Raw genomic sequence first — 15,801 nt, forward strand, 5'->3', positions numbered from 1 at the left:
AGCAACTTCAGGTACTTTCTCATCTTTGCCTCTTTACGTCAACAGAACCTAATAATCATGGTTGCCTGGGAAAAATAGAACTATAGAGTCCCACTGATATGAGGTTCGTTATTAATGAAGAGGGTTAGCAAGTTAGTTGTCTATGGACTAGTCACAACAGCGATTGGCTTTGCCAGTGCGCGGAGCGCAATCGCACTTACCATAATTTCCACTAACATCAATCCCCTACCAAGTTGGGCAACAGATATCGCTCAAGCAACCCAGACAACTACACCCAAACGCCTAACTATCACCGTTAAAGGAACCGAACCAGACCACCTCAAAGTCAGTGAAGGAGAGCAGGTAGAAAAGGGTGAAATCATTGCCGACAGAGAACGAGAACGAATCAGACTGACCGCCCAACAGAAACAGCTTTAGCTATCACTAGACCGACTCAAGGCAGCTTCCATTACACCACCAGCCGCACCCCAAGCAGTACCAACGGTGATGGCTCTACCGCCAGTAAGTTACCTAGAGCATAAAGCAGCAGTAGAAAAAACTAAGGCAGCGATCGCCTCAATTGAATCCGAACTCGAACTCAAACAAGAAGAAATTACCTACCTCAAAGGTGTCAAAAACCTCGACCCAATTATCCTCGAACACGAACAAGCCAAACTCAAGCAGCTAAAACAGCAGCACACCGCAGCAGTACGAAATTACCAGCTAGCAATGGGCAAACTGCAATCTGCCAAAGACAGTAAGAAGTATCAGGAGTACCAAGCTTCGATTAATTCCGCTCGTCGAGTAGAGGAGATGAACCAAGCTCGTCTCAACTATCAAAGACAATTAGCAGAATACGAACAAAGATTAACAGACAGGGAGTATCAGGTAACACAGCTACAGGAGAAATTGAATAATGTTGAGAATGCGGTACGCGAAGCGATGCCGGAGGCTTATTGCAACTTTATCCGTCGTTAAATCTCCCTATGCTGGTACTGTTAGGCGCGTTAATTGGCTCGTTCAATCCCCCGATGGCAGTCTCACAGCCGAAGTCACCCTCATGGTCGGAAGGCAGAAGTCAGGAGTTAAAACCAACAATTGAATTGCCTTGTCTCAACAGCAGTAATGAATGCGTAGAACAACTAACTGAAGAGCGATCGCGCTTTCAAATAAACTCCAGCAGACAGCAGAAAGAATTGCTCTCATAGAACGGAGACTAGCAGTAATATAAGACTGTATCGACTACACTAGTAAGAAGAAGTGTACCAATCCCGTAGACATCATTCAAAATCTCTTCGGCGGTGGTGGTATGCAGAGAGATAATCTGGCGATCGCCGATAACTTCCAAGATAATGATGAGGGAGACGTTCTTACCTACACGGCTACCATGTTTTTGAAATAGATAAATCTAGCAAATTATTTTTTGTTAAGGTTGAAGTCTGAAACGCGCATTATTTCATTGTTTGCGTTCGCGGTAAGCAAAATTTTCCGATTCTTCAAAGCTTTACTGTATAAAGCTTTGACCCTTATATTGCACTTTTCCGCACGTATCTCGATCTTACCCCAAATAGGATTAGCATATTTGCCTTTGACCTAGTCCTTGCCTTGCTATTTATATAGTCCGACTATTTTATCGATACTTTTGCCAAACAAATAAGTCTTTGGGGCGATCGACATCTCTCAAACAAGGTAAATAATAAATCTTCAAACCTAGTGCGATCGCTATATTTTTAGTTTGCGTTAATACTTTATCGGTTCCCCAATCAATATTGGCAAATAATTCCGGAATGCTACGATTCAAACCGATCGCATAATAACCTCCATCTTCAGCAACACCTAAAACTAAATCCCGTTTCATTAGTGCTTCAAATGCCGTTGCTAAGATTGATTCGTTGATGTCGGGACAATCGATACCAATAGTTACTACTCGACTGTTACCTCGAGCGAAAGCGCGATCGAATGCCGAGCGCATCTTTTCTCCTAAATCTCCTGCTACTTGCGGATAATAAATAAATTCTCTACCCAACCACTCTGACATTAATTGTTGGTTGCCTCCTGCAAAATGGATCTCACTGGTTATGGGACGAGTTTCGCTCAATTGCTTTACCGTGTGAAGCGTATGTTCGGTCATGGCTCGCTGTAATTTAGCCACACCTTCGGCACCCAAGGCGGGAATCATCCGAGTTTTAGTTTTTCCTGCTTCAGGATAACGACTAAAAATAATTAGAGTTTCGCTCATTAAAGTTTTTTTAGATAGCTCGTATCGATTCTAAAAATAATTTATTGTCAAGTTTCTTGCATATTACATAAGCCATGCAGCTTGACCATAATTTGAATTTATTAATTCTTTGGTGTTCTTGCAGCTTCCTCACGCTTTACTCTGTCTGGTAGAAAAGCACTATTAATAGACATCTGTTGATAAACTCGATGTTGTAAATACCAACGATCTTGTTTACGCATCCAACGATCTACTACGACACCATGACCGATAGTACTAGGCAATAATAAATCTAATTGTTCGCTAGGAGATTCATTTCGGGATTTGGCAGGAAAAAGTTGAAGTACTAAAACATAGCTAACTGATTCGGCTAAATCTTTACTAATGCCGCGAGTGATTGAGTTTAGACAATTATGTCGAATACCATCGAAACCTACAGGAGTGTTTTTTAACCACTCAACAAAGCTTCTCGCGCTGTCATGTAGCCCGAATAGAGGATGTTCGTTGATATAATCATCTACTAAAATTTGCTTAAGTGCATCGTAATCTCGGCTATCTTCACACAAATATACTCGATGTAGTAACTCGGTAATTTGAAAGCGATCGCTGACTGATAATTCTCGCTCTAAAGCTGTTTCAGGATTGCAAAATCCCACTGGCAACTCAGTAATATCATGAAAAGGCATATCTTTATCTCTGTTAAACGATTGAGGTAATGTTTTAAAAAACAATTACGATTGAAATAACATTAGTTAGTAATTAATAACTAAAAATTACCTAAATTGTTGTTTGACTTACTTAGTTTCAATCGCTTTGACTTCTGGCTGGATAAGATTTAAAACCGTATGAGCATCATGCCCTGAAAAGAGCAATTTAATGACTATAGCAGCTGCAGGTTCGAGCAGTCGAGCGTATTTTAAATCACCAATGTCTTTGGCTTCACAACCAATATCTTCAATCAAAACTGCAATTTGCTGTTTGGCTTTATCATCATCCCCACAATACATAACTACTAAGCGGCGGTCATCGAATACTGGTGGATTCATCTGCCACACTTTTGCTTGGCACATATTAAAAGCTTTGACAACATCAGCATTAGGAACGACTCTAGCGAGCGCTTCTGATAAAGAAATACCATAATAGCCTTTTGACAAAAAATCAGATGGATTGACTGGATTATTAATATCGAGTACAATTTTGCCAGCAAAAGCATTACTTCCACCAGCAGCATCGATCGCCTCAAAAACCGCTTCGTGTCGAGTCGCTAGAACCACGATCTCACCAAATGAAGCTGCTTCGCTTTCCGAACCAAATTCAACATTTGCTCCTAGTTTTTTAGCTAGCTTTTCAGCTTTTTTCAAGTTTCGTCCGCCGATAAAAAGCGAATGTTTTGCCATCCACTGTGAAGCTAAGGCTTCAGCCATGCTTCCATAGCCAATAAATCCAATTTTCATAGTTTTCTCTCTCGCCAGATGCCGTACAAAAAATTTTATAGAACGAATGAATGTCAAATGTTTTTCATTGATAACTTACATAGTTAATACAGTTAGCTTTAATTTTTCCTTTGTTCTTTTTGAACTACTTTTCTCCCCATTGAGTGTAGGGATATTTGGCTAAATTTGCATTAAAGTACTTGGGATCGTTGACTTCGCGATCGATCCAGTCTGGTAGTTCAATTGTCTGATGTTCGTCTAGCAATTCTACTTCAGCAATAATTAACCCTTGATTTTCCCCAGAAAATTCATCTACTTCCCAAACTACATTTCCATGAGGTATTTTATATCTAGTTTTTTCAATTAACGGGCGATCGCACAAGGTATTGAGGATTTCAATCGCATCTTGATAGGGGATGGGATATTCATATTCGGCTCTAGTGATACCAGTGCGGGGACCTTTGATTGTTAGATAAGCGAGGTTGCCAATAGTTCGGACTCTTACGGTTGGTAAACCCGTAGTAGAAATATAGCCCTGAGAATAGGGCACTCCTGTTGCTAGCTTGCGCCATTCATTACCTTTAACTAGGAATTTTCGCTCGATTTCTTGCGCCATTTAAAATCATCAAAACCATCAAAATCAAATATTATTATAAAATTATAAAACTGAATAATTAAATCATTAATTGGTGCGATCTACTTAGCTTATTCTTTTAATACAGATTAATAAGTTGGAAATTTTAATAACATCGGGAAATAGACAATTGAAAAAAGTAGCAGCAATAATTCACTCACACAAACTCGACGACGTTAAGTTAGCTTTGGTCAATGCAGGCGTTATTGGTATGACTATATCAGAAATCAAAAACTTTGGTCGTCAAAAAGGTTCGGTGACTCGTTATCGAGGTCAAAAATCCCCAAATGAGTTTACTTCTAAAATTAGTATCGAGGTGGTAATAGAAGATCGAGAGGTAGATTTAGTCGTTCGAGAAATTTCTCTGGCAGCCCGAACTGGTGTCGTTGGAGATGGCAAAATTTTTGTTTCTCCAGTCAGCGAAATTATTAGAATTAGAACTAATGAGACGGGAACTGCAGCAATTTAACTTAAATGTAAGAATAATTTAAATTGTTTTTAAATGGATCTTAACTTCAGGTGATTAAGCTAGCCTCTGTGTTTAGGGAGTTAGCTGTGTTTATTATTAAGATACTTCTAGTTACCATCTCACTTTTATTAATTGGAGATTTCTTATCAACCTTTTTGTATCATGTGCCAGAACACGTTTTTGGGAAATTTCACGGTATAGTTCATCATGGCAAAAATCGCAGCTTTATTCAATATGCAATATCGACCAAAAATCCTCTAGTTCTCGTAGATGGATTTTTAGGCGCGTTACCCTATTTCGTTTTTATTCCTCTTAGCTGGCAAATCTCACCAATAGGTTCGATTTTAGGAATAGTTTTGGGAGAATTACACGTAGTTTGGCGACACGTTTCAATTACTGAGTGTCAAACTCCTAATGCTATCGCTCTAATTTGCGAGCTATTTTTTATTACTACTCCCGAAAGACACTGGTTACACCATCAAGATGCCAACTTAGCCTATGGTGATGTTTTTACCTTTTTCGATCGCCCCGCCCGAGCATGGATGAAGTTTTTGCTGGCGCTCAAACAAAAATATCGACAGTACCTCAACAAAGCTTCGGCATGACGAGTGGAAGATAATTGACGTTTTTTCCTTCTCTGACCGTCGAGCGAGATATCTAAAGCTTAATCGAAAGTTGGCGTTTTTTTAACCTTTGTTGTCTAAGTTTAATTTATAGAGGTCACTGCGAAAAAACTTAATTATCATGCTTCTGACTGAGAAATCTATCTCAAACCAGTATTTACATCCAAAAAAAGAGCAATTACTCCTCCAAGTATACGAGAAAGGCGAAGAAATACCTCTCTTCGATTCTGGAATTTGGCAAGTTTATCGAGGCGTAGTTCAACTAAGCAGAATTAATCACAATAGTCAGGAAGTAATTCTGGGATGGGCGACAGCCAATTCTTCTTTTAGCAATTTGTACAATGAAGATTATAGCTATCGTGCTGTGGCTTTGTCTAATGTCTATGTAAGACAGTATTCACCTGAAGAAATTGAAAAAGCTCCGATGTTAGCCCGTCAGTTACTAGCACAGTTAAGCGATCGCCTGATTAAGTCGGAGCAGTTCTTAGCAATTAGTGGCTTGAGAAAAGTAGAAGATCGTTTGTGGCAGTTATTATTAATCCTCAAACAAGAAATGGGTCAAGTTGGAACCGAAGGTACTCGCTTGCAAATTCGTTTTACCCATCAGAATTTAGCAGATATTATCAATACTACCAGAGTGACGATTACCAGAATTTTAGGCGATCTTCAGCAAAAAGGCTGGATCGCTCTCGATGGCGATCGCCATATTATCGTTAAAACTAGATAGGCAATTTTTGGGCGATCGATAGCTTTATAGTTTTAATTAGAGGTATGAATCGTACCTTTTTTTAAGATCTCAATTAATATATGTCAGCGTATCGATTCAAAACGATTAAATCTTACTTTTGTCAGTTCAATCGAGTTATTCTCGTCATGCAACTGATATTAATGATTACTCTGGTTACCTGGGGGATTTGCCAGCCAGCAACTGCAGTATTGAGACAACACCACGAAACCCCAGGAGTACTGCGCTATCACGCTCGAGATTCAATTCAAGACAAACGGGGTAATGCTTGGCAAGTAGTACTGTTTCCCGATAAACAATCAGAAACCAAATATTATTTACGGTTAGTTGGTTTTCCTGGAATGGTAGAATTCGTCCATCCGCGATCGCTCGAAATTATTACTTCTGAGGGCAAGGTTCTCACCGCAACTGATGCTTACGCAACTTCTGCTCCCGCTCCCAATGTCGGTCAATATGACGTGACCGAGATAATATCGCAATTTCCCGAGCGAGGCAGTTTAAAATTAGCAATTACTCTCAAAGGCGATCGCGATTTATCTTTAAAAATTACTCAACCGCTATTGACCGAGTGGCAACTATTAGCTAAACAAATCGAGAGTTAACCTAGAGCAATTGGCGAGCGTCAATTCAAAACCAGGAATTATGTCAATTCAAAACCAGGAATTATTTATAATTTCTTCATTCCTTTAACAAATGTTGTTCGATAAAGTTAGTGTAAACTTCACCATTAACAAAGGCGGGAGTATCTAAAATTTGTTGATGAAAGCCAATAGTAGTAGGAACTCCTGTAATGGCACATTCTCTTAAGGCACGTTTCATTCGGGCGATCGCTACAGTGCGATTTTCTCCCCAGACAATTAACTTACCAATTAGAGAATCGTAATAAGGAGGAATTTCATAGTCGGTATAAACATGAGAATCCATTCTCACTCCCAAACCTCCAGGAGGTAAATAGGCACTAATCCGCCCTGGATGAGGGCGAAAATTGTGTTTGGGATCCTCAGCATTAATCCGACACTCAATAGCATGACCGCTCAAACAAACTTGGTCTTGAGTCAGTCTTAATTTTTCTCCTTGGGCGATGCGAATTTGTTCGGCAATTAAATCGAGTCCGGTAATGGCTTCGGTTACGGGATGTTCTACCTGGATACGGGTATTCATTTCCATAAAGTAGAATTTGCCCGATTTGTCTAGTAAAAACTCTACTGTTCCCGCACCTACATAGTTAATCGACTTAGCTGCTTTGACTGCCGCTTCCCCCATTGCCGCACGCAATTTTGGGGTGAGAGCCTTACTAGGAGCTTCCTCTAATAATTTTTGGTGACGGCGTTGAATCGAACAGTCTCTTTCTCCTAAATGGATGACGTTACCGTGACTGTCGGCTAAGATTTGAAACTCGATGTGACGGGGATTTTCGACAAACTTTTCTAAATAAACTCCGCCATTGCCAAAAGCAGCTTCCGCTTCTCCTTTTGCCGCTTGAAACAGTCTTACTAAATCGCTGCGGTCTCTTACCAAGCGCATTCCTCTTCCGCCACCGCCAGCAGTAGCTTTAATCATCACGGGATAGCCAATATCTTCTGCCGTAGCGATCGCTGCTTCTTCGTCTTCTAACAAGCCTTTACTACCCGGTACGGTGGGTACTCCTGCAGCAATCATGGTTTTTTTAGCAGTAGATTTGTCTCCCATTGCCAACATGGCTTCTTTTGAAGGACCGATAAACGCAATTTTGTGGTCGGCGCAGATTTCGACAAAACGAGCATTTTCTGCTAAAAAACCATAGCCTGGATGAATGGCTGTGGCGTTGCGAGTTAAGGCGGCAGCAATAATGTTGGGAATATTTAAGTAGCTTTTGCTAGAAGGAGGAGGACCGATACAAACTGCTTCATCTGCAAGCTGAACGTGGAGAGCTTGGCGATCTATGGTAGAGTGTACGGCAACGGTAGCAATACCCATTTCGGCACAGGTATGGACGATCCGTAGAGCAATTTCTCCCCGATTGGCGATCAGAATTTTGTCGAATTGCATATAATGGTGATCGTAATTGGAATCATATTCTAGAATAAAACTATTTATCTTACTATAAAAGTATCGAGTCTGTCGTTCGACAGAGTCAGAGTAACAGAGGAATTGTACCCACTTTCTAGAATGGGGTTTTTCTAACTCAAGTTTGAAGACGGGCGATCGCTACTCCAACCCCACCAAACTGTGTCGCAGTTACACCAATAAAATTCTTGCCACTTGCGTCGATTGTATTCGATCGTTACAGGAGCGCGACGATTTAACCAAACATTTTTGGCTTTTGCTGGACTAGATTTACAACTCGGACAACAAAAATTTACTGCATGAATGGCCTTTTTCGTCCACTCTGGAGAATTAAGTGCAAAAGCATCCATAAAAATTTAATAGACAGGGAGTAACAATAATTAGCTTATCCCATTTCTATTTAAACTTACTCAATCGACCAATGAGATTAAGGAGTAGAAAATAATAGTTATTATTACTTTTTATCTTACTATTTTCTACTAAGTTTCTACCTTAGCAGTAATGTTTGGAATTAATACATAGTAAACTTGAGATCGTTTCGGTTATCCCAACAATATATTTTTCCCCTGTCAGATTAGAAAGCGTTACGGTAAATAAATATATAGATTAATATATAGATTTATTATTCAGTATTTAACTTGATGAACGAGACAACTATTACTGAAAACCCTTTATTAATAGGTAAAGGTTTACCTCCCTTCGATAAGATCGAACCCGCTCATGTAGTTCCGGCAATGACTGAGCTACTCAGACAATTAGCCGCAGATTTAGCCAAATTAGAAGCGAGTTTTACTCCTACCTGGTCGGGTTTAGTCGAACCTCTTACGGCAATAGAGGAAAAGTTAGGCTGGAGTTGGGGTATTGTAGGGCATTTAATGGGTGTGAAAAATAGTTCCGAACTTAGAGAAGCTTATGAAACTATACAACCAGAAATAGTTAAGTTTTACAACAAACTTAGTCAAAGCAAACCACTTTACGAAGCTTTTACAAAGTTACGCCAGAGCCCAGACTGGGATAAGTTGGAACCAGCACAGCAGCGTATTATCGAATCCTCTCTTCGAGACTTCAAGCTTTCTGGGGTAGGTTTAGAAGGAGAAGCTAAAGAAAGATTCAATCAAATCCAGCTAGAGCTTGCCGAACTCTCTACTAAGTTTTCTAATAATGTTCTCGATGCGACTAAGGCTTTTAAACTAAAATTAACCGACAAAAAAGATGTCGAAGGTTTGCCCGAAAGTGCTTTGAACTTAATGGCACAAACCGCAAGGGATGAAGGTGAATCCGAAGCAACGGCAAAAGCAGGACCTTGGATCGTTACTCTCGATTATCCTAGCTATATTCCTTTTATGAAATATGCAACTAATCGAGAGTTGCGCGAAAAATTATATAGAGCTTTTATTTCTCGAGCTTCTGAAGGTGAACTAGATAACAAACCTAACATCGATCGCATTTTAGAATTGAGAAAAGAAAAAGCCAATCTTCTCGGTTTCGACACTTACGCCGAACTCAGTCTGGCACGTAAAATGGCTCCCGATGTCGCAGCAGTCGAACGGCTTTCTGAAGAACTACGGGTAGCAAGTTACGATGCGGCACAGCGAGAATTCCAGGAACTGAAGGCTTTTGCTGGTAAAGAAGATCTCAAGCATTGGGATATTGCCTATTGGTCGGAAAAACAACGAGAAGCCAAATTTAACTTTACTGAAGAAGAATTAAGACCGTATTTTTCTTTAGATCGAGTTTTAGATGGTTTATTTGGTTTGGTCGATCGCCTCTTTGGCGTGAAAGTCAAAGCTGCAGAGGTACAGGTTCCCGTATGGCATCCGGATGTTCGTTATTTCCAAATCGATAACGAAGTTGACGAAACAATTGCCTATTTCTATCTCGATCCCTACTCTCGTCCCGCCGAAAAGCGTGGTGGAGCCTGGATGGATGACTGCATCGGACGAGCCAAAGTAATTGTAGAAGGCAAAACTTCAACTCGTTTACCCGTTGCCTACCTAATTTGCAATCAAACCCCACCAGTAGAAGACAAGCCCAGCCTGATGACTTTCAGTGAGGTAGAAACTCTGTTTCATGAATTTGGTCATGGTTTACAGCATATGCTAACTACTGTAGACTTTGCGGGAGCTTCGGGGATAGACAACGTAGAGTGGGATGCGGTAGAATTAGCCAGTCAGTTTATGGAAAACTGGTGCTATGATCGCGCCACTCTCTTGGGTATGGCGAAGCACTACCAAACTGGCGAAACTTTACCCGAAGAATACTACCAAAAGCTGTTGGCGGCTAAAAACTACATGAGCGGTTCGGCAATGTTGCGGCAACTACACTTCGGCTTAGTCGATCTCGAACTGCACCACCGCTATCAACCAGGAGGAACAGAAACTCCCAACCAAGTGCGCGATCGCATCGCTCAAACTACTACGATTTTAAAACCATTACCTGAAGATAATTTCTTGTGTTCTTTCGGACATATTTTTGCTGGGGGATATGCCGCAGGTTACTATAGTTATAAATGGGCAGAAGTTCTCAGCGCCGATGCGTTTGCAGCTTTTGAAGAGGTCGGACTGGACAATGAAACCTCAATTGCCCAAGTTGGCAAGCTGTACCGCGATACTATTCTGGCTTTAGGTGGTAGTTTGCATCCAATGGAAGTCTTCCAACAATTCCGAGGACGCGAACCTCAAACCGAGCCGTTATTAAAGCATAGTGGATTAGCAACTGCGGTTTAACTGACAGTTGGCATTTGGTAGTCTTAGAAATGTAAAAGACTTGTCAAGTTCTCCTGGAACTCTACAAGCCTCTAATTTATTCAGTTTTGTTACCGACGAACAGTTCTGCTCAAGCTGAATTGAGCATTAATTAACTAAGATACCGTTTTTCGGCTTCTAACTGTTCGATCAGTTGAATATTGTTCGCATTTCTAGCTACTTCTAGACGATGCTCGATATTTTTGATAATATTGGCACGATGAATTTGTTTGAATTCTAGATCGGTATTTTTCATTTTTTATTGGCTCCCTATTTATTTAAATTAATTTCTTCGGACGCTCTTTGAAGCATCGAAAGCTTGCGATTGCGTAGCGCTTGTCGACTTTGGCTAACTAGGTACCGAGCTTGACTGTTAACCGAAGGTAAGTTTTTATTGTTTTTAGTGTTATTGATTTTCATATCGCCTCCATTTACTGTAGTGAAGTTAAATGAGACGCGTTCCTTCAGAAGAAATAAATATATATACTTCTTACTTCCGTCTACCGAGCGGTAGATGAACGATTTATTCTTTATTCTGTTACCAATTTAACAGATATATTTTGTTTTTTGTATATTACTCGAGGGTGGAAAGCCGTACTAATACCACAAATTATATAAATTCGGCAATAATACAAAATGTTAATTATTAGGTTGCAGCTTTCAATCAAATTTAGTGTGACGGGAAGCATAAATTTGCCATTTCAAATTATACAATGCCGATCGTTACGTTAGCGGTCTTCGAGCGAGTTGGCGATCGCTTGAAATGATTAGACAACGGTGTTGCTGACTTGGCGCAAAATTACGTGACCACCCTTTAGCTTCAATCGCTGTTAACTAGCAAGCGCCATCGCCAGCTTCCAGACCCAGAAAATAAATATTCTAAACCTTAATATTCAGATAGCTTAATAAATCTTTAGTACCATCTAAAGTCTAATTGGCAATATCTTTTATAAATAGCTTATAACTATAAAATTTCGAAATTTTGTAATTTTATTTCTTTAAATTTAAAGCGATTTTACAGAAAAATATATGAATAGTTCCAAATTTTCCAACTATTGGTAGATCTCGCTTGAGGAAGATTGAGATATTCTTGGGAAGCAAGCATGAATAAATATCTTGCCGTGAAGGTTTAGATATTTATTATTTGGCTCTTGAATATTTTTAACTAAAACCTAGTTTAAAATGAGCGAATGACTATTAAGATAAATATTCAGTCAGCGATTTAGCTTTTGAAGCGAACGATTGAATTTATGAACCTTTACTCGACGATTTGCCCGTGTTTCTATGTAAATCTATTTAGGTAGTTTATCCGATAAGAATTACTTAGAGTTTCATTTTTAAATAAATTTACTTCTTTGATATATGCCGTTTAAATATACGTTTATCACCAAAACAACCTTTCTGTGGCTCAGCTCGACATTTTTGTTTCTGATAACTTCTCAAGCAGCTACTGCTCGACCTTTCGACAAACCCCATCAATTTAGTGCGAGGGATCTAAAGTATCAAAGCTTGGCGGAGACTAATTGGGAAATCGCTCAGTTTGATTCGGAAACCGAAACCGAAATTGAAATCGAAGAAGCACCAGAAGTTGATGTCGAACCACCCGAAGTTGATGTCGAAGAAGTACCAGCAGGAGAAAACCTCGGACAAAGTTATGTAGGTATAGGTGGCAATATTGGGATAACCGGAGAAGATAGTTCTGTAGGAGATTCTGGTTTTGCCCTTTTAGGTAAAACCGCATTTACTTCAAATCTTGGTTTGCACGGTTCAGTTATTTTTGGCGACACCAGCTCAACTCAACTGGCTCTAACTTATGGCGTACCAGTTACTTATAGAGGTTCGACTGTGGTATATCCCTTTGTCGGCGGGGGAGTTGTGATTGATGAGTTTTTTGACGAGTTCGATCTTGGTGGATTGATAACTACCGGTGTAGATGTTCCCATATCTTCTCGATTTACTGGAAACGCTAGCTTAAATGTGGGTATAACTGATGACGAGACTGGATTGGGATTACTGTTGGGAGTTGGTTATAACTTGTAGCAGTGAATTTTCTTATCCTCTACGCCTCATTTGACGATAAATCTTAAAATTTCAGGAGCTTTTATCCCCCTCCCCTGGATAAAAGTGCTAGCTTAATTAACGCAGAGGTGAAAGTACTAGTTTATCCTCTTCAAATCGCATAATAATTTGTATTAGTGCGTTTTTAGATGAATACCTATTTTAAGCTGAGTCTTTTAAGAACTTGGCCTAATTTTGACTTACTGAACGTAATATGGAGTAATAAATGGTTACAATTTCAGATCGATCTACGGTTCCAGAAAGTCACGGGCATGGCGCAACAGCAACGAGCGATCGCGACAGAGTTGCAGTTTTATTGATGGGTTATGGGGAAGTAGAAAGTTATAAAGACTTTGCCAACTATAACGAACAAGCTTTAAACTTACTGACAGCGAAATTTGCCCCCGTACCTACTTGGATTTATCCGGCGATCGCCAAGCTTTTAGCCATTTTCGACCTGCACGAATGGAGTCACCAGCACGGTAATTTTATCTCTCCCCACAACGCAATTTTCGAGCAGCAAAGAGCGGGAATTGAAGCTAACTTACAAAAGACTTGGGGAGACAAAGTAAAAGTATTCAAAGCCTTTAACTTCTGCGCGCCTCACTTACCCGAACAGGTTTTAGACCAAATTAAGTCTGAAGGATTCGACAAAATTTTAATTTATCCTTTATTGGTAGTCGATTCAATTTTCACTAGTGGTATTGCTGTCGAACAAGTTAATAAAGCTTTGGCGCAACAAGCCGAAGGTGAGGAACATTGGCTCAAAAATAGTCGCTACATTCCTTCTTTTTACAATCGACCCGAGTATGTTAAGTTACTAGCCCAGATGGTGGAGGAGAAAATCGAAGCCGAACTAGCACGGGGACATTTAACTTCTCAGATGGGTATCGTGCTAATGAATCATGGTTGTCCTCACAAAGCCAAAGGTTTTACTTCTGGGATTGATGAAAGCCAAGCTTTATACGAGTTGGTTAGAGAAGAATTAATTGCCAAGTATCCTTTGATTTCTATTGGCTGGCTCAATCACGATACTCCCCTAATTGAGTGGACGCAACCTAATGTAAAATTGGCAGCGCAAAATTTAATTGACTTAGGTGCTTCGTCTATTATTATGATGCCGATCGGTTTTGCTACCGAAAACCACGAAACACTACTAGATGTAGACCATATCATTCACCATTTACAACATCGTAATTCTAAAGTTACTTTTATTCGGATGCCCTGCGTTAACGACCGCCCCGAATTTTTAGAAATGGCAGCAGAATGGGCAAATCCTCAAATTGAAGCTCTGTTATCCCAAGGGGGAGTTGCGGTCAATCCCCAATTGGCAATATCCCAAGCCGCTCATACTCATCATCACCACCATTAATCGAGAATCAAGCCAGAAATCGTAGATGGGTAGATGGCAAACCGTAAAACTCGATTTGTTCTGAGCAATATTCTCGCTTACTTTACAGTCAAGTGAGAGTAACTGCTCATTTTTCTGTTAACGGGTTATTTTTTTTTAAGCTTAGCTCTTAGGTTCTGTTGACGTAAAGAGGCAAAGATGAGAAAGTACCTGAAGTTGCTGATTTTAGTCAAAAAATTCTTCATGAAATCTCGTGTTAACGGTACTTAAACAAAAATCAAGCCCAAACAAAGCCCAAACTAGCTTTATAAGCTACGAATACGTCGCGATTTTGGTTCAACCATTGGACAAAACGATAAGATATACCTGTACGAAAAGCTTCTAATGCTTCAGGAAATGTCTCCAAAGGTTTGTTCGCCCAACGTCTTCTTAAACCTCCAGTAAGCTTATGCCAAAGGATAAAAGTATAGGCACAAAAAACTAGAATAAAATGTCTTTCCAAACTCTTCTTATCTCTAACTTGATACTCTTTTAATCCTAACCATCCCTTGGCTTCTCGATAGAAAACTTCTATCCAGTTTCTCTGAGCATAAGTTTGAACTATCCATTGCTCGGTTACTATTTCTCCCTCAACATTTGTGAGTAAGTAGTCAATATCTTCAGCATCTTCAAAGATTGGTGCACTCATGACGATAGCTATTTTTCTGATTCCTTCTAGCCTTGATATTTCTGCTTCTATTATTGCTACCCAGACGGTTCTAGGTTTTTCACCCTGGATTTGAATCTCCTTAAATTCCTCATCAGATAACCATTGAGCATATTCATCTACTCTGATTTTTTCTAATTGATTTGATGGAGTTTTAACCAAAATATTACGATTTTTAGCGATTCCTCCTATATACTTTAATTTCTTTTTTTCCAGTTCGAGTAAAACAGTTGTGTTGTTACCATAGGACGAATCTATTAATACTAGTCCTGGTCGATATCCCCTCTTCAAACTTTTATCGATTAATTCTAAGGCTAAGGTGGGTTTTTTCTTGAATTCTCTGTCTTTCTTTCCTTCGGGCAACGAATTACCATGTTGATATAGTTCTATGTCTAAAGGTAAGCTTTTTTGGCCATCATATAGATGAGTTGTTACTACAACATTGCCATTATCTGTTTTCCCAATTTCCCCAATATATTGACGACCTACTGCTGCGGTAAAGTTACCACTTTTTCTATGCCCAGAGTCATCAACAATTAGACTAAATCCCTTACTGATTCTCGTTTGATTACACTTGTTCATCACTTCTAAGCGACGTTCATTTATCTTGTTCGCTGACCAAGTTGCTTCAGTTAAGAAATGGTGTAATTTGTGGTATGTGACCTCTACTGCGTCTTTAGCCATTTGAGATACATTTTTTCGCTCACTTTCCCCTAATAATCCTCCTAAATAATGTCTGAATTCCCTTTTTTGCGCTTTAGTTCTCAGTAAATCATCAAACTTTTGACACCATCT

General features: G+C 39.7%; 18 protein-coding genes and 1 riboswitch. Of the genes, 10 read left to right on the forward strand and 8 right to left on the reverse strand.

The genetic code is table 11. The features are described 5' to 3' along the window. Positions 1 to 114: 114 nt before the first annotated feature. The 3 genes from ACLFKQ_RS03010 (at position 115) to ACLFKQ_RS03020 (ending at position 1,187) form a co-directional block, all read left to right on the forward strand. Positions 115 to 417, forward strand: a complete 303-nt coding sequence (locus tag ACLFKQ_RS03010) for a hypothetical protein (protein ID WP_448998414.1) — start codon at positions 115 to 117, stop codon at positions 415 to 417. 69 nt (positions 418 to 486) lie between these two features. After that, positions 487 to 957 carry a hypothetical protein gene (locus ACLFKQ_RS03015; RefSeq protein ID WP_448998415.1) on the forward strand — a complete coding sequence of 157 codons (471 nt, stop codon included), beginning with the start codon at positions 487 to 489 and terminating at the stop codon, positions 955 to 957. 8 nt (positions 958 to 965) lie between these two features. Beyond that, positions 966 to 1,187, forward strand: a complete 222-nt coding sequence (locus tag ACLFKQ_RS03020) for a hypothetical protein (protein ID WP_448998416.1) — start codon at positions 966 to 968, stop codon at positions 1,185 to 1,187. 422 nt (positions 1,188 to 1,609) lie between these two features. Here ACLFKQ_RS03020 and ACLFKQ_RS03025 read toward each other — a convergent pair whose 3' ends face one another. From ACLFKQ_RS03025 to ACLFKQ_RS03040, 4 genes are all read right to left on the reverse strand, one after another. Then, entirely contained in the window at positions 1,610 to 2,218 is a 609-nt protein-coding gene (locus ACLFKQ_RS03025; RefSeq protein WP_448998417.1) for a TIGR04282 family arsenosugar biosynthesis glycosyltransferase, read from the reverse strand. Positions 2,219 to 2,319: 101 nt separating this feature from the next. Beyond that, a complete protein-coding gene (locus tag ACLFKQ_RS03030) occupies positions 2,320 to 2,883 on the reverse strand; it encodes a nuclear transport factor 2 family protein (RefSeq protein ID WP_448998418.1) in 564 nt (187 codons plus the stop codon). Between the two features lie 108 nt (positions 2,884 to 2,991). Continuing rightward, positions 2,992 to 3,651 carry an NADPH-dependent F420 reductase gene (locus tag ACLFKQ_RS03035; protein WP_448998419.1) on the reverse strand — a complete coding sequence of 220 codons (660 nt, stop codon included), beginning with the start codon at positions 3,649 to 3,651 and terminating at the stop codon, positions 2,992 to 2,994. A gap of 124 nt (positions 3,652 to 3,775) precedes the next feature. After that, positions 3,776 to 4,246, reverse strand: coding sequence for a CYTH domain-containing protein (locus ACLFKQ_RS03040; RefSeq protein WP_448998420.1), 471 nt, complete (start codon positions 4,244 to 4,246; stop codon positions 3,776 to 3,778). Between the two features lie 148 nt (positions 4,247 to 4,394). Between ACLFKQ_RS03040 and ACLFKQ_RS03045 the strand changes: the two genes are divergently transcribed. The 4 genes from ACLFKQ_RS03045 (at position 4,395) to ACLFKQ_RS03060 (ending at position 6,703) form a co-directional block, all read left to right on the forward strand. Further along, entirely contained in the window at positions 4,395 to 4,733 is a 339-nt protein-coding gene (locus ACLFKQ_RS03045; protein WP_448998421.1) for a P-II family nitrogen regulator, read from the forward strand. A gap of 86 nt (positions 4,734 to 4,819) precedes the next feature. Next, positions 4,820 to 5,338, forward strand: a complete 519-nt coding sequence (locus ACLFKQ_RS03050; RefSeq protein WP_448998422.1) for a sterol desaturase family protein — start codon at positions 4,820 to 4,822, stop codon at positions 5,336 to 5,338. 139 nt (positions 5,339 to 5,477) lie between these two features. Further along, positions 5,478 to 6,083, forward strand: coding sequence for a Crp/Fnr family transcriptional regulator (locus ACLFKQ_RS03055; protein WP_448998423.1), 606 nt, complete (start codon positions 5,478 to 5,480; stop codon positions 6,081 to 6,083). A gap of 146 nt (positions 6,084 to 6,229) precedes the next feature. Beyond that, a complete protein-coding gene (locus ACLFKQ_RS03060) occupies positions 6,230 to 6,703 on the forward strand; it encodes a DUF3122 domain-containing protein (protein WP_448998424.1) in 474 nt (157 codons plus the stop codon). Positions 6,704 to 6,779: 76 nt separating this feature from the next. On the opposite strand, the gene accC is transcribed toward ACLFKQ_RS03060, so the two are convergent. After that, positions 6,780 to 8,129, reverse strand: coding sequence for an acetyl-CoA carboxylase biotin carboxylase subunit (gene accC / locus ACLFKQ_RS03065; protein WP_448998425.1), 1,350 nt, complete (start codon positions 8,127 to 8,129; stop codon positions 6,780 to 6,782). 131 nt (positions 8,130 to 8,260) lie between these two features. Beyond that, on the reverse strand, positions 8,261 to 8,497 hold the full coding sequence (locus tag ACLFKQ_RS03070) for a hypothetical protein (protein WP_448998426.1): 237 nt from the start codon (positions 8,495 to 8,497) through the stop codon (positions 8,261 to 8,263). Positions 8,498 to 8,788: 291 nt separating this feature from the next. Here ACLFKQ_RS03070 and ACLFKQ_RS03075 point away from each other — a divergent pair, with 291 nt between their 5' ends. Then, positions 8,789 to 10,873: a M3 family metallopeptidase gene (locus tag ACLFKQ_RS03075; protein WP_448998427.1), complete on the forward strand. Its 2,085-nt coding sequence runs from the start codon at positions 8,789 to 8,791 to the stop codon at positions 10,871 to 10,873. A gap of 130 nt (positions 10,874 to 11,003) precedes the next feature. On the opposite strand, the gene pirA is transcribed toward ACLFKQ_RS03075, so the two are convergent. Beyond that, positions 11,004 to 11,147, reverse strand: a complete 144-nt coding sequence (gene pirA / locus ACLFKQ_RS03080; protein ID WP_448998428.1) for an arginine synthesis PII-interacting regulator PirA — start codon at positions 11,145 to 11,147, stop codon at positions 11,004 to 11,006. 197 nt (positions 11,148 to 11,344) lie between these two features. Continuing rightward, a riboswitch (Glutamine riboswitch) is annotated at positions 11,345 to 11,414 on the reverse strand. Between the two features lie 839 nt (positions 11,415 to 12,253). On the opposite strand from pirA, the gene ACLFKQ_RS03085 reads away from it, so the two are divergent. Then, the gene (locus ACLFKQ_RS03085) at positions 12,254 to 12,931 is read left to right on the forward strand and encodes a hypothetical protein (RefSeq protein WP_448998429.1); all 678 of its coding nucleotides are present in this window, start codon (positions 12,254 to 12,256) and stop codon (positions 12,929 to 12,931) included. Between the two features lie 244 nt (positions 12,932 to 13,175). Beyond that, positions 13,176 to 14,321, forward strand: a complete 1,146-nt coding sequence (locus ACLFKQ_RS03090; protein WP_448998430.1) for a ferrochelatase — start codon at positions 13,176 to 13,178, stop codon at positions 14,319 to 14,321. Positions 14,322 to 14,577: 256 nt separating this feature from the next. Here the strand turns inward: ACLFKQ_RS03090 and ACLFKQ_RS03095 are convergent. Then, a partial coding sequence (locus ACLFKQ_RS03095) for an IS701 family transposase (protein WP_448998431.1) occupies positions 14,578 to 15,801 on the reverse strand: 1,224 nt, incomplete at its 5' end.

This window comes from Myxosarcina sp. GI1(2024), assembly GCF_053543375.1.